The sequence below is a fragment of the Streptomyces sp. NPDC058955 genome (assembly GCF_042741435.1).
Lineage (GTDB): Bacteria > Actinomycetota > Actinomycetes > Streptomycetales > Streptomycetaceae > Streptomyces.
In genome coordinates this window covers 1-13410 of the sequence record NZ_JBHYKM010000001.1, presented here as the reverse complement: position 1 = coordinate 13410, position 13410 = coordinate 1, and the positions used below count along the sequence as shown (strand labels likewise).

Below are 13410 nucleotides of genomic sequence, written 5' to 3'. Positions count from 1 at the left end.
CCCCGATCAGTCGGTGCGGCGCAGGGCCGGTGGGGTCCAGTCGCCGGTGAGGGCGGGCCGCTGCGGCCAGTACAGGCGCAGGAAGACGTTGAAGCGGCCCGCGGGGGCCGGGAGCCAGTTGCCCTCGCGGTCGGGTCCGGGGTTCTCCTGCTGGACGTGGATGTCCAGGGAGCCGTCGGGGTTGGTCCGCATGCCGCTGCGGTCGCCGATCGCGTACCGGTCCAGCGGGTTGTCGGCGAAGAGCTGACGCTCGTTCATCATCGTCAGGGACCAGAAGCCGTCGACGGGCGGGGTCTGACCGGCGTCGAAGTGCAGCACGTAGGTGTGGGCGCCGTCGAGGGGCCTGCCGTCGGCGTCGGTGGTGGCGTGCGGGTACAGGGCGTCGGCGTCGAGGTTGGCTCCGTACCCGAACCGGGTGATGACCGCGCGCTTCGCGTAGTCGGTGCCGTAGGCCCCCAGACCTCGGTGCACGGTCCATCCGCGGGTCCTCCCCGCCTCCGCCCGCGCGAGCAGCTCGCGCAGGGCCTCCGGGCCCCGCCGCGCGCCCGCCTCCAGGACGGCGAGCTCCTCGGCGGACAGGTCGTCCAGGCTCGCGCCCGGAGCGATGCCGAGCTTGGCGACGCGGCCCAGGAAGGGGGCGTCGGCGGGGGCGGGAGGGTTGTCGACCATCATCCGGTTGAGCAGGGCGAAGTAGTCGCGGCCGCTGAGCGCGTGCACCTGGTCGACCGGCGCCGTCGTGAGGTCGACGCCGGCGGGAACGGGCACGTCGGTGGGGGGAGCGTAGTCGCCGGGGTCGCCGGTCCACCGCGACAGCGGGACCAGCCGCGTGGCGTCCTGGAGCTTGTTGACGGCCGCGAAGTCCGACGGGCCGCTCGTCGCGTACCGGGCGATGACCCAGTTCACCGCGGTCGGCGACGTCAGCGGCGTCAGGCCCTCGGGGACGTCTCCGGACCAGGACGGCCCCGCGATCAGGAACGGCCCGGCGGACGAGCCGTCCCCGCGCCGGCCGACCACGGCGCACACGTCGGACCAGGCGTCCAGGATCGGGACCATCCAGAAGCGGTCCCCGAAGTCGGGCAGGGTCAGCACCAGGGGCTCGTCGGTCAGGTCGAGCCAGGCACTGGAGTAGAGGGTGTCGGCGTTCGGCGAGACGACCTCGGTGAAGGAGGCGTCCGGGGTGGTCCGCATGTAGCAGAACTGGTTGACCGGGGCCTTCCTGCGCGCGTCGTCCCGTGCCGGCACGGCCGTCATGATGTCCTTCGTCACCGCCGCCGTGACCAGCGGATACCCGTAGAGCCACGCCTCCGCGGCCAGTTCCCGCAACGACTCGTCCGACATCCGCCGCTCCCACCTGTGAGGTCGATCCCCGTTCCGGCCCGACGCTAGGAGCCCGGCCCGCCCGCCGCCCGGCGGGCCCGCCGAACGGGTGACGGGGGCGGGCCGGGGGTCGGGTACGCGGGGCGGGGGCGGGCCGCGGGTCAGGTACGCGGGGCGGGGGCGCCGGCCCACACGGCGCGCAGGTCGGCGAGACGGTCGAGGACCACGTCCGCCCCGGCCAGTCGGGAGGCGGTGTGGGTGGTGGTGAGCGCGGCGACGAACATGCCCGCCCGAACGCCGGCGGCGACCCCCGCCGGGGCGTCCTCCACCACCACGCACGCCTCCGGAGCGGCGCCGAGTGCCCGGGCCGCGGCAAGGTACCCCTCCGGATCGGGCTTGCCGTGCCGCACGTGGTCGGCGGCCACCAGCACCGCCGGAACCGGCAGTCCGGCGGCCCGCAGCCGACCCGTCATCAGTCCGGACGGGCCGGAGGTCACCGCGGCCCACCGCTCCGGCGCCAGCGACGCGAGGAGTTCGGGGGCGCCCGGCACGGGGCTCAGCAGGTCGCCGCCGGCGGCCTCCAGCTCCTGGATGCGGGCCAGGACCGCGGGGACGTCCGGGGGCCGGAAGAACATCGGCACGATCTCGGCGTCCCGGCGGCCGTGGCATTCCGCCAGGATCGCCTCCGCGTCCGCGTCGAACTCCGCCGCCACCTGCCGCCAGACCCGCACGATGAGCCGGCTGGAGTCCACCAGCGTGCCGTCGATGTCGAAGAGCACCCACGGGTCCGCCGGGGGCACCGGCCGCCCCGTCACAGCGCGCCCGCCGCGGCCGCGCCGAGCGAGCGGAGCGCGGACAGCACCCCGGCGGGGTCCTTGAACAGCGCCGAGGCCACCACCAGCCGGTCGGCGCCGGCGGCCCGCAGTCCGGCGGCTCGCTCGGCCGTCACCCCGCCGTCGGCCGCGATCCGGATGTGGCCCAGACCGCGCGCGTCCAGGTCGGCCCGCAGCCGACGGATCTTGTCGACGGTGTACGGGAGGAAGTCGCTCGTCCCGGGGTTCACCGCCATCACCACGACCTGCTCCACCAGGTGCGCCACCTCCTCCACGGCCGAGAGCGGGGTGCCCGGGTTGAGCGCCAGACCGGCGGCGATTCCGGAGCGCTCCAGCTCGCGCAGCACCCGCCCGATGTGCGGGGTGCCCTCCACGTGCACGGTGACCAGGTCGACCCCGGCCGCGGCGAGCCCGTCGAGGTACGCCTCGGGCCGCGCCACCTGGAGGTGGGCGTCGAGCCGGCCGCCGAACGCCGCGCGGACCGCGCCGACCGCCTTGAGGCCGAAGCTGACGTCCGGGACGAACACCCCGTCCATCACGTCGAGATGGAGCAGTTCGGCCCCGGCCGCGGAGACGTCGGCGACGGCCCGCCCGTACTCCAGGGGGTCGGCGCCGAACAGCCCGGGGACGATGGTGGCGGGGACAGTGGGGGCGGTCATGCGTGGGCTCCTCGGTGCGGGGCGACGACCGACAGCAGCGTGTCGGTCATCAGGTCGGTCTCCTCGGGAGTCATCTCCGGCCGCAGCGGCAGACAGAGCGCGTTCTCCGCGAGGAAGCGGGCGTTCGGATACGCCTCCGGGTCGAAGTCGTACGCGGCGAAGGCCGGCTGGAGCGGGATCGGCACCGGGTAGCGCACCACGGCGTCGATCCCGGCGGCCCGCAGCGCGGCCAGCGTGACGTCCCGGTCGGGCACGATCACCTGGTACATGTGGTAGACGTGCCCGGGCCCGGCCTCGGGCACCCGGACGGCGCTCCCCGCCAGCGCCCGGGTGCACCGGTCCGCGACGGCGCGCCGGGCCCGGTTCCACTCGTCGAGCCGGGGCAGCTTGTGCTCCAGGACCAGCGCCTGCACCGAGTCCATCCGGCTGCTGTAGCCGGCCTCCACGTGCTGGTTCTGTTCGCGCTGGCCCAGCCCCCGCAGCACCCGCAGCCGGTCCGCGAGCTCCGGCCGGCCGGTGATGGCGGCGCCCGCGTCCCCGGCCGCGCCGAGCGTCTTCGACGGGTGGAAGCTGAAGCAGCCGATGTCGCCGAAGGTGCCGGCGGCCCGGCCGTCCCACTCGGCGCCGACGGCCTGGGCGCAGTCCTCGACCAGGGCGAGGCCGTGCCGGGCGGCGAGCGCGCCGATCCGGTCCATGTCCAGGACCTGTCCGAACATGTGGACGGCGATGATGCCCCGGGTACGGGGGGTGATCGCGGCCTCCAGTTGCTCCAGGTCCGTCATGTAGTCGGTCCCGGTGCAGTCGACGAGCACCGGGACGGCGCCCACCCGTACGATCGCGAGCACCGTGGAGTGGAAGGTGTTCGCCACGGTGACGACCTCGTCGCCCGGGCCGATCCCGAGCGCGCGCAGCGCCAGGACCAGCGCGTCGGTGCCGGAGTTCACGCCGACGGCGGCGCCGGCGCCCAGCCGCTCGGCGAAAGCGCGTTCGAACCGCTCCACCGGTCTGCCGAGGATGTAGTCGCCCGACAACAGGAGTTCGGAGATCCGGCCGGTGAGGGCCGGGAGGTCGTCGAACTGGGCGGGATAGCCGTAACGGGGTACCAGCATGGTCGTCTTCCTGGGTGTTCCGCGGAGTCTTCCGGGGTTCTCGGGGTGGGGCTCAGCAGCCCGGGGGCAGGTCGGCCACCGTGGTGACCGGGTCGGGGGCGCGGACGGCACCCGCGGGCAGGGTCGGGTCGACGAGCACCTTCAGGTGCTCGCCGCGCAGCGGCTCGCCCGCGGGGCCCGCGCCGAGCAGGCGCGCGCCGGGCGGGTCCGCGGCCATCGACCGCAGCACCGGGCCCGCCGCCTCCAGCGGGACCACATGACTGAGGACCCGGGCGAACCGCGCCGGATGCGCGATCAGCAGCTCCTGCGCCCGCCGCAGATGGACCGCGGAGGTGCCGCGGTGCCCGGTGAGCCGGACCCGCTTCCCCGACGGCAGCGTCACGGCCGGTGCCGCGGCGGGCGCGGGGGAGCCGCAGACGTGCGCCCGGCGCACCGAGTTGAGGTCGAGCGCGCCGGTCAGCGGATGCGTGCCGCCGGTCCCGAAGCCGCCGAACAGGTCGATCGCGCCGCCGTCCGCGACGGCCCCCATGGCCTGGCCGAGGGCGGCGCCCGCCGCCTCCCGGGGCAGGCAGACGAAGGCCGCGGCGACGGGCCGGGCGGGTGGCGCGGTACGGAGCCGGGTGGTGTCCAGGACCTCGCGGCGGCGCAGCCACTCCAGCCGCTCCGGGCGGGCGTGGACGAGGGTCGTCGCGAGGCCGCGCACCTCGCCGACGAGCGCGGCGAGGACGGCCGTCGTACCGCTGCCCCACACCGCCGTGTCGCCGCGCGCCCCGGCGGCGTCGAGCAGCTCCCAGCCGTAGAGGACCGCGCCGAGCGGTTCGACGAGGACCGACAGGTCGGCGGGGAGGTCCGGCAGGGCGGGAACGAGGTGGCGCAGGACCGGATCGGCCGCCGCCGCGAAGTCGCCGTCGAGCGCCGGGCCTTCGCCGGGCGTCGGATAGCGGCGGCGGAGGACGCCGTCGTGCGAGTGGCCGAGGATGTGGTCCTGGTCGTCCGGGTCGACGGGGTTGAAGAGGACCCGGCGTACCCCGGATCCGGTGCGGTGCTCCGCCAGTCCCTCGTGGCCGAGGACGGCGGCGCCGTCGGGCCGGATCCCGCGCTGGATCTGGAGGTCCGTACCGCAGATTCCGGCCCGCAGCACCCGCAGTGGAGGCCCGCCCGACGCGGGGGCGGGGTCGGGCGCGAGGCGCAGCCCGCCCCCGGGGGTGCGGACGAGGGCGAGGTCGTCGACGGGCGGGCGGGCGGGGGCGTCCGGGGGAGCGGCGCTCACGCGGCGACTCCTTCCGCTTCGGTGACCAGCCGGTCGAGGAGCTCCACCGCGCGCCGCAGGCCGTCCGGGGTCAGGTCCTCCGCGAACACGCACGTGCCGATGCCGGCGGGGAGCGGGAGGTGCTGGTGCCCGTCGCGGTGCCGGGTGGACTCGGCGAGTGCCTTCGCCAGGAAACCGGGCGTGCACCGCTCGTGCCGGACCGGGAGCCCGGTCCGCACCAGGAGCCGCAGCACCCGGAAGGCGTCGGCGGACGAGAGGAAGCCCAGGTCGACGGCGATCGCACAGGACAGGGCCATGTCGAGGGACACCGCCTCGCCGTGCAGCAGGGCGGGCTGGAGCACCATCTCCAGCGCGGGTCCGAAGGTGTGGCCGAAGTCCACCGCCCGGCACAACTCCCGCTCCCACAGGTTCGGTTCGAGGTGGGCGAGCATCGCGGTGATCGCACGGCGCATGACCTCGCCGCCCTCGGGGCCGGCCATCCGCCCGTCGACCAGGGTCTCGGCGTGTGCGTCGAGCAGGTCGAACAGGACGGGGTCGTCGATGACCGCCATCTTCACGATCTCCGCGATGCCGTTGCGGAGGTGACGGGTGCTCAGGGTGTGCAGGAAGGAGCGGTCCACGAGGGTGTCGGTGGCCGGGTGGTAGGTGCCGAGCCGGTTCTTGTGCCCGTGCGCGTTCACCGCCGTCTTGGCGCCGACCGCCGCGTCGATCATCCCGACGAGGGTGGTGGGGATCCGGACGAAGGGCGTGCCCCGCCGGTACAGGCTGGCGGCGAGCCCCACCAGGTCGGTGAGCACCCCGCCGCCGACCGCCACGATCGGGTCGCGCCGGTCCAGGCCGACGGCGTCGGCCGCGCGCACGACCCGCTCCACGGCGGCGAGTTCCTTGCCCGGCTCGCCACCGGGCAGGGCCAGCACGTGCGGGACGGCGTCCCGGGCCCGGAAGTAGGCGTGGAGCCGCTCGCCGTGGAGGGCGAGCACCCGCTCGTCGATCACGACGAGGCGCCGGGCCCCGGGCGTCAGGCGGGCGGCCCGGGCCAGCGCACCGTCGGCGGGGTCGAGCAGCCCCGGCGCCTCAACGACCCGGTAGGAGACGGACTGGTGGGCGTGGACGGTCCATTGCCCAAGGCTCATGCTGTGTGCACTCTTTCGTTCGGTAGTCCCCGTGCGTGGACCCCCGCGCCGCGCAGGGCGCCGAGTCCGTCGGGCCGGCCGCGGACGATCCGGCCGGCGAAGTGGTCGGGGTCCCGGTCCGTGATGCCGTACAGGCCGGTCCGGGCCAGGTTCCGCAGCAGGCTGTGCAGATAGGCGTCCCCGAGCCCGTCCACGACGCCGCCGGTGAGGACGGTCGGGGTGACCTCGGGGTCGAGGGCGGCCTGGGTCGTCAGGACCTCGGCGAGCGGCCGGGTCACCGCATCGAGCAGCCGGAGCGCGCCGGGGTGGCCCTCCGCGACCCGAGCCCCGAAGGCACGGGTCAACCGCGCGTCGCCGGCACCCGGTTCGGCCGGTCCGTCGCCGACAGGTCCGCCCCAGGCCGCCGTCGGCAGGCGGCGCAGCAGGCCGACGATCCCGGAGCCGGAGGAGTACGCCGCCACGTGGTCCGGCGCCCCGCAGTCGCACCGCGCGGAGAGCGGCGCGCCCTCCCACTCCAGGCGGGACGGCAGGTGCCCGATCTCCCCCTGGAGGCCGTGGCGGGCGTCCAGCGGGATGCGGCCGGTGGCCGGCTCGATCGTGCGGTAGGCGATGCCGGTGCTCACCGTCAGGGCGGCGGCCCTGCCGTGCGCGGGCACGGCAGGATCGGTGAGCAGGGCGTACGCGAGCGCCGACACGTCGTTCACCACGGACCAGCGGACGCCGGGTCGGCGGGCGGCGAGTTCGGCGGCGGGCCACCAGGAGGTCGTCGCGCTGCCGAACAGCGGTGCGCTGCCCCGTACTTCTCCGGTCCTGCCGTTCATGGCCGCGCCCAGCGACACCCCGCACAGCGGCGGGCCGGGTGGCTCCCCGGGGCCGGCGGCGAGTTCGGCGGCGCCCTCCCGGAGGACCGCGTCCACCGCCTCCACCAGCCAGTCGAGGATCGCGTCCTGGAGCACGCGGACGGGACCCGGCCGGGTGCGGGCGCCGACGGCCGGGTCGCGGCGGAACACCGCGACGGTGTCGTCGGCGCGCAGCACGCCCGCCCGGAACCACGTGCCGCCGAGGTCGAGGACGACGACCGGCCGCCGGCTGCCGCGGGCCAGGTCGGCGCGGAATCCGCCGTCGTACGCGGCCGAAGGAGCCGCCGTCACGGGTTCGGGCCGGCGGCTTCGGCGTCGAGCAGCAGGAGCCCGTCGCCGGCCAGGAACGTCCGGGCGGCCAGGGTGTCGGGGGTGGCGCCGGCGACCTTGGCCACGGCCTCGGTCTTCCCGGTGCCGACGGCCATGACGATCCGGGTGGCGGCACCGCTCAGCGCGGGCAGCGTCTGGGTCATCCGTACCGCCCCGTCCACGGTGGTGGTCACGGTGACCCTGGCCGGGTCCGCCGGGTCGTAGCGGTCGGCGAAGAGCGAGGCCAGATGGCCGTCGGGGCCGAGCTGGAGCAGGACGAGGTCCGCGCTGCCGCCCGGCGAGAGCGAGGCGAGCAGCTCCGCGTAGACGGCGGCGGCGCCGGCCGGGTCGCCGGCGCGGACCGGCATCGGGTGGCGCCGCTCCTCGGGCACTCCGGCCGGATCGAGCAGAGTCTCGGTGATCATGCGCCAGTTGGAGCCGGTCTCGGCCTCGGGGAGCACCCGGTCGTCGGTCTGCACGACGTGGACCGCGTGCCACGGCACGTCGCGGGCGGCGAGCAGTCGATAGGCGTCGGCGGGCGTGTTCCCGCCGGTGAGGGCGACGACGCAGCCGCCGCGCTCGGCCACAGTCCTCCGCACGGCGTCCGCGACGGCGTCCGCGGTCCGCTCGGCCACCGCGAGGGCGGTGGGGAACTGCTGTGAACGAAGCGAACTCACGGTGATTCTCCCGGTCTTTCCCGTACCGTTTCCGAAAACCCTTTCCGAAACGGTCACGACCCTACGGACCGGTGCCCGTGTCCGGCCACGCCGCGGAATGGGCCGAGTTGAACACCGGGGCGGCCCGGGACCCGGCCGGAAAAGTGACGTTGAACGGCGCGAACGCGTTGTTAGGGTGCCCGCCATGTCGAACAACAGCGCCACCGGATATCTCGAACGGCTCGGCCTCGAAGGAAATCCGGAGCCCACGCTCGGAAACCTGCGCCGGCTGCACCGCGCCCATGTGGAGCGGATTCCCTACGAGACCCTCGATTTCCATCGGGGCGTCCCCGCGGGCCTCGACCCCGGGGAATCGGTGCGCCGCATCGTGGCGGACCGCCGCGGCGGCTACTGCTTCCAGCTGAACGGGGCCTTCGGCACGCTCCTCACGGAGCTCGGGTACCGGGTCACCCTGCACTCCGTCGGCGTGCAGGGCGCCGACGACCCCGCCCCGGTGGGCGTCAACGGCAACCACCTGGCGCTGCTCGTGGCAGGGGACGCCTTCGAGGGACGCTGGCTGGCCGACGTGGGCCTCGGCTTCGCCTTCCACGAGCCGCTGCCGCTGCGCGCCGGACGGACCGAGCAGGGGCCGTTCGCGTACGAGCTGGCGCCGTCCGCCGCCGCGCCGGGCGTCTGGCGGCTCGACCACCACCCGGTCCGGGGCTTCACCGGCGCCGACATCTCCACCCGCGAGGCGCGCATCGAGGAGTTCGGGGCGGAGCACGTACGACTCTCCACCTCCCCGGGCTCCGAGTTCGTCCGCACCGCCCGGGTCCAGCGCCGGGACGCGCTCGGCACCGACCTGCTGCTGGGCCGGGTGCTGACGAGGATCACCGCCGACGGCGAGACCCGGCGGGAGATCGACGACGCGGGGGAGTGGTTCGGCGTCCTGCGGGACGTCTTCGGCCTGCCGCTCGACGACTTGGACGCGGCGGAGCGGCGGCGGCTGTGGGAGGTCGTCGGCGCGGCCCACGAGGAGTGGCTGGCCGCCCGCCGCTGACCGACGCCCGCGGGTGACGGACCGAGGGGACGCGGGTCACCACCAGGTGCGCGGGGCCCCCTCGGTCCGGCGGCCGGCGAGGAGTTCGGCCGCGGCGACGGCGTTCACCAGGCCCGCACCGTACGTCTTGACGACCGTCGTCCCGGTCGGGACCGGCAGGTCGCGGTAGCCCATGTCCACCAGGACGGCGTCCGGCCTGCGGGCGAGGAGCCCGGACACCAGCGTCTCCTGCCACGGGTCGGCGGCGTCGGCGCGGACGACCACGGCCAGCGGTGTGCCCGAGGGGACGTCCAGGGCACCGGCGGGTGTGCCGGGCGGGACCGCGAGCGCCCCGACGAGGCCGCCGAGCCGGTCGAGCGCCCCGGCCAGACCCCAGGGGACGGTGCCGCAGGAGATGTTCGGCTCCGGGCGCGCCTCGACGACGAAGCGGGGTTCCGGCAGGGGGAGCGTCCCCCGTACGGCGACGGCCCGCCGGGCCGCCGCCAGGCCGGTCCCGGAGAGGTCGGGCCCCGGCGGCACGGGGGCGGCGGTCGCCGCGCGCAGCCGGGCGACCCGCTCCGCGGCCTCCTCCAGGCGCGCCAGGGGCAGCACGCCCTCGGCGACGGCCCGCCGGGCGCTCTCCCGGATCTCGGCGCAGAGCTCCTCGCCGTCCTGCGGCCCGATGACCATGAGGTCCACGCCCGCCGCCCAGGCCCGGACGGCGGCGCCGCCGAAGCCCAGCGGACCCCGGGCCGACTCCATGTCGAGGGAGTCGCGGTCGACGACGCCGTCGAAGCCGAGTTAGCCCCGCCGGACGTCGGTGACGAACCGCCGGCTGAACGTGGCCGGGGCGTCGTCGAAGGCCGGGACCGCGACGTGGCCGGTCATGACGGCCTGTACGCCGGCCTTGACGGCGGCCGCGAACGGGGCGAGGTCCCGCGCGCGCAGCTCCGCCTCGGAGGCCCGCACGGTGGGCAGCGTGAAGTGGGAGTCCACCCGGGTCGCCCCGAGCCCCGGGAAGTGCTTGGCGGTGGCGGCGACCCCGTGCCGCTGCACCCCCGTCACGAAGGCTCGGGCGTGGGCGGCGACCCGGGCCGGGTCGGCCCCGAAGGACCGGGTGCCGAAGACGGGCAGCTCGGGGCCGGGGCAGATGTCGAGGCAGGGTGCGAGGTTGACCGAGACGCCGGCCTCGATGAGGTCGGCGGCGATGGCGGAGCCGACCCGTTCGGTCAGCTCCACGTCGTCGACGACGCCGAGGGCGAGCGCACCCGGATAGTTGCTGCCCCGGTGGTACTCGGCGCGGGTGATGTCGCCGCCCTCCTCGTCCAGGGCGACGATCAGGTCGGGGCAGTGGGCCCGCAGGGGGCCGGTGACCACCTCGCGCACCCGGCCGTCGAGGAGCCCGAGGTTGGCCCCGTAGAGCACGATCCCGGCGAGGCCTTCGTCGAGCGCGCGCTTGAGCCAGTCGGCGGGGACGGCACCGCCGTAGGCCGGCAGGAGACAGGAGTTGACGAGGGTCGACAGACGGTCCGGCACGGTTCCTCACCTGGGTCGTTCGGGAAGCTGGACGGGCGGCGGGCGCGCCGCGCGGCTCGCGCGCCGCGCGGCGTGTGCGGCGCGGTCAGGCCGACCCGCGGTGGCGGTGCGCGAGCCGCTCGGCGAACTCGAGCCAGGCGTCGCTGCACCGCTGGGCCAGGTCCGCGACCGTGTCGGCGGCGTGGCTGGGGACCTGGTCGGCGACGGCCGCCCACTCGTCGGGCACCAGGGTGTGGCCGCCGAGCCAGCGCAGGACCTGCCGGCCGTTCTCGGAGAAGCGCAGCGAGGGGTCGGCCATCAGGATCCGCAGGATCGCCTGCGCGTCCCGCCGCTGCGGCACGGCGGCGACACCGGGCCGGGCGGTGTGCCGGACGACGGTGGCGACCTCGGAGCCGGCGGAGGCGCCGCCGCGCGGGCGCTGTGGCAGGACCGGGTCCTCGCCGCGCAGCACCCGCGCGCGGACGTCGGAGGCGGTGCCCAGCGAGATGCCCGCCTCGCGGGCGATCTGCCGCAGCGGGGCGTGCGGGTTCGCCTTCACCAGCTCTCCGGCCGACCGGCGGCCCTCGGCGGTGCTCAGCGGACGGCGCCGGCCGTCGCGCCCGATCCGGCTGGGAAGCCCCGGCTCACCGGCGGCCGATTCGGTGCGCAGGGCGGCGACGGCCTTGGCCGCGAGGCCCGTGGTCTCGCCGATCGCGCGGTCGGACCACTGGGGGCGCGAGCGCAGGATCCGGGCCGCGGCGGCGCGCCGGTCCGCGAGGGTGAGCGGGAGGCCGTGGGCGATGTTGAGCCGCACCGCGAGGAGGAACGCCTCGTCCTCGTCGCCGTCGACGAACCGGGCGTCGATCCGGTCGTCGCCGCGCCGGACGGCGGCGCGGACGCGGTGGGTGCCGTCGACGACCCGCATGGTCGGACGGTGCACCACGATCGGCGGCAGGGGGGTGTCGGACTGTGCCAGGGTCCTGATGTGCTCGGTGTCCTCGGGGTCGAGCCGGGGCGAGTCCGCGGAGCGCAGCGAGGCGATGAGGACGGACTCGACCGGGGACCTCCCGGACGCGTCGGCCTCGGGCCGGGGATCGTCCGCGTCGGACCAGTTTTCCATCGGTGTGTTTCCCCCGTGAATGTGCTTTCGGTGCTGTTCTTCGGGAACCCGGATGCCGGAGGTCCCGGCGTCGGGGATTCCGCGCATCGGAATTCCGCGCATCGGAGATCCGGGCATCGGGAATTCCGGGTGTCGGGAATTCCGGGTGTCGGAGATTTCCGCCTGTTCCACCGGCCGGATTCTGTTCCGGGCCAGGTCCTGGCCCGCACGGGAACGACATACCGGATACGGGCAGGGATGGGGGACATCCTCGGCCCGGTTTCCGGGAAGGGCACGGGAGGGAGCGGTTTCCCCGGGGGGAATCCGCCCGATCTCCGGCGGCTCCCCGGGATCATGCCCGGTGAACCTAACAGGGCCCGTCTGGCATGTCTAGACCAATGGTTTCGATGATGGTCCGTACACCGCGCGGTGAGGCAGAGTGCGTGCCGGGCGCCGGAGTTGACGGGGTGTCCGGGCCCCTCGGCCCGCCCCGTGCCCACCGCGCCGCGAACGACCGAACGGACCCAGGAGCGTGCCGGTGACACCCGATTTCGAGGTCTACGCGACGGCCAGGACCGCGAGACCCGGCGAACCGCACGGCCTGCCGGCGCTCACCGAGATCTCCCGCACCGCCGAGGCGCACGGCGTCACCGGCCTCCTGGCCTTCTACCACCACCGCAACCCCGACCCCTGGCTGGTCGCCTCCGCCCTGCTCGGCGCCACCGACCGCCTCGTCCCCCTGGTCGCCACCCAGCCCTACGCGCTGCCACCGTTCACCGCCGCGCAGATGATCCACACCCTCACCGTCCTGCACGGCCGCCGGATCGACCTCAACCTCATCACCGGCGCCACCGGGGCGGAGCTCCGGCAGGTCGGCGAGACCCTCGACGCGGCGGAGCGGTACGCCCGCGCCGCCGAGTACGCCACCGTCGTCCGCCGGCTGCTCGCCGAGGAGGGCCCGATCGGCTTCGACGGCGCCCACTACCGCTTCGAGGGGCTGCGGATGAACACCCCGCTCGCCCCCGCGCTGCGCCCCCGTGTCTTTCTGGCAGGCTCCTCCCCCGCCGCCCTCGCCACCGCCCGCGAGGTCGCCGACGTCGCCGTCACCCACCCCGAACCGGTCGACCGCTTCGCCGCCGACTACGCCCGTGCCCTCGCCGGCGGCCCCCGGATCGGCATCCGGGTGGGCATCGTCGCCCGGCCGACCGCCGCCGAGGCGTGGGCCGCGGCCCGGGAGGCGTACCGCGAGACCCGGGCGTCCCGGCTCACCACCGCCCTCCGCAGGACCGGCGGCTCGGACTGGAGCCGCAGGCTCGCCGTCCTGGCCACCGACGGCGACGTCTACGACGAGGTCTACTGGACCGGCGCCTACCGCGCCGACCGGGGCACCCTGCCGCTCCTCGTCGGCGGCTACGAGGACGTCGCCGGCTACCTCGCCCGCTACCGCGCGGCGGGCGTCCGGGTCCTCGTCCTCGGCAACACCAGCACCGCCGAGGACTTCGGGCACGTCGCCGCCGTCCTCGCCGAACTGCGCCGCGGCTGACGCCCGTCGGGTGCCGCGCACCCCGCCCGGACCAACCGCGACGGGCGCGTTCGACTGCTCCCCGTCCG

The 13410-nt window shown here is 75.6% G+C and carries 13 protein-coding genes; 2 read left to right on the top strand and 11 right to left on the bottom strand.

All coding sequences use genetic code 11. The features are described 5' to 3' along the window. Nucleotides 1-6: 6 nt before the first annotated feature. The 8 genes from ACFW1I_RS00065 to pgl all read right to left on the bottom strand — a co-directional run bounded on the left by ACFW1I_RS00065 (nt 7) and on the right by pgl (nt 8167). Nucleotides 7-1338, bottom strand: coding sequence for a DUF1254 domain-containing protein (locus tag ACFW1I_RS00065; RefSeq protein WP_384664523.1), 1332 nt, complete (start codon nt 1336-1338; stop codon nt 7-9). Between the two features lie 140 nt (nt 1339-1478). Beyond that, complete coding sequence (locus ACFW1I_RS00060; protein WP_384664521.1) at nt 1479-2117, bottom strand: HAD-IA family hydrolase; 639 nt, start codon at nt 2115-2117, stop codon at nt 1479-1481. Between the two features lie 11 nt (nt 2118-2128). Continuing rightward, a complete protein-coding gene (locus ACFW1I_RS00055; RefSeq protein WP_384664519.1) occupies nt 2129-2809 on the bottom strand; it encodes a ribulose-phosphate 3-epimerase in 681 nt (226 codons plus the stop codon). After that, entirely contained in the window at nt 2806-3918 is a 1113-nt protein-coding gene (locus ACFW1I_RS00050) for a DegT/DnrJ/EryC1/StrS family aminotransferase (RefSeq protein WP_384664517.1), read from the bottom strand. The genes ACFW1I_RS00055 and ACFW1I_RS00050 overlap by 4 nt, the downstream gene beginning before the upstream one ends. 52 nt (nt 3919-3970) lie before the next feature. After that, nucleotides 3971-5188 (bottom strand): dehydrogenase, encoded by a 1218-nt coding sequence (locus tag ACFW1I_RS00045; RefSeq protein WP_384664515.1) that lies wholly within the window; start codon nt 5186-5188, stop codon nt 3971-3973. Next, complete coding sequence (locus tag ACFW1I_RS00040; protein ID WP_384664513.1) at nt 5185-6321, bottom strand: sedoheptulose 7-phosphate cyclase; 1137 nt, start codon at nt 6319-6321, stop codon at nt 5185-5187. Before ACFW1I_RS00040 ends, ACFW1I_RS00045 begins: the two co-directional genes overlap by 4 nt. Continuing rightward, nucleotides 6318-7472, bottom strand: coding sequence for an ROK family protein (locus ACFW1I_RS00035; RefSeq protein ID WP_384664511.1), 1155 nt, complete (start codon nt 7470-7472; stop codon nt 6318-6320). Before ACFW1I_RS00035 ends, ACFW1I_RS00040 begins: the two co-directional genes overlap by 4 nt. Then, nucleotides 7469-8167 (bottom strand): 6-phosphogluconolactonase, encoded by a 699-nt coding sequence (gene pgl, locus ACFW1I_RS00030; protein ID WP_384664509.1) that lies wholly within the window; start codon nt 8165-8167, stop codon nt 7469-7471. The genes ACFW1I_RS00035 and pgl overlap by 4 nt, the downstream gene beginning before the upstream one ends. A gap of 184 nt (nt 8168-8351) precedes the next feature. On the opposite strand from pgl, the gene ACFW1I_RS00025 reads away from it, so the two are divergent. Then, on the top strand, nt 8352-9206 hold the full coding sequence (locus tag ACFW1I_RS00025) for an arylamine N-acetyltransferase (protein ID WP_384664507.1): 855 nt from the start codon (nt 8352-8354) through the stop codon (nt 9204-9206). A 36-nt stretch (nt 9207-9242) separates the two neighbouring features. Here the strand turns inward: ACFW1I_RS00025 and ACFW1I_RS00020 are convergent, their stop codons facing one another. The 3 genes from ACFW1I_RS00020 to ACFW1I_RS00010 form a co-directional block, all read right to left on the bottom strand. Beyond that, a complete protein-coding gene (locus tag ACFW1I_RS00020; protein ID WP_384664505.1) occupies nt 9243-9947 on the bottom strand; it encodes a hypothetical protein in 705 nt (234 codons plus the stop codon). A gap of 39 nt (nt 9948-9986) precedes the next feature. Further along, nucleotides 9987-10721: a glycoside hydrolase family 3 N-terminal domain-containing protein gene (locus ACFW1I_RS00015; protein WP_384664503.1), complete on the bottom strand. Its 735-nt coding sequence runs from the start codon at nt 10719-10721 to the stop codon at nt 9987-9989. Nucleotides 10722-10806: 85 nt separating this feature from the next. After that, nucleotides 10807-11820, bottom strand: a complete 1014-nt coding sequence (locus ACFW1I_RS00010; RefSeq protein WP_384664501.1) for a ParB/RepB/Spo0J family partition protein — start codon at nt 11818-11820, stop codon at nt 10807-10809. A gap of 517 nt (nt 11821-12337) precedes the next feature. Here ACFW1I_RS00010 and ACFW1I_RS00005 point away from each other — a divergent pair. After that, nucleotides 12338-13342 (top strand): LLM class flavin-dependent oxidoreductase, encoded by a 1005-nt coding sequence (locus tag ACFW1I_RS00005; protein WP_384664499.1) that lies wholly within the window; start codon nt 12338-12340, stop codon nt 13340-13342. Nucleotides 13343-13410: the final 68 nt, after the last annotated feature.

Coding starts and splice junctions, on each gene's coding strand:
- ACFW1I_RS00065 (WP_384664523.1), bottom strand. CDS start 1,338: ATGTCGGACGAGTCGTTGCGGGAACTGGCCGCGGAGGCGTGGCTCTAC.
- ACFW1I_RS00055 (WP_384664519.1), bottom strand. CDS start 2,809: ATGACCGCCCCCACTGTCCCCGCCACCATCGTCCCCGGGCTGTTCGGC.
- ACFW1I_RS00050 (WP_384664517.1), bottom strand. CDS start 3,918: ATGCTGGTACCCCGTTACGGCTATCCCGCCCAGTTCGACGACCTCCCG.
- ACFW1I_RS00040 (WP_384664513.1), bottom strand. CDS start 6,321: ATGAGCCTTGGGCAATGGACCGTCCACGCCCACCAGTCCGTCTCCTAC.
- ACFW1I_RS00025 (WP_384664507.1), top strand. CDS start 8,352: ATGTCGAACAACAGCGCCACCGGATATCTCGAACGGCTCGGCCTCGAA.
- ACFW1I_RS00020 (WP_384664505.1), bottom strand. CDS start 9,947: ATGGAGTCGGCCCGGGGTCCGCTGGGCTTCGGCGGCGCCGCCGTCCGG.
- ACFW1I_RS00010 (WP_384664501.1), bottom strand. CDS start 11,820: ATGGAAAACTGGTCCGACGCGGACGATCCCCGGCCCGAGGCCGACGCG.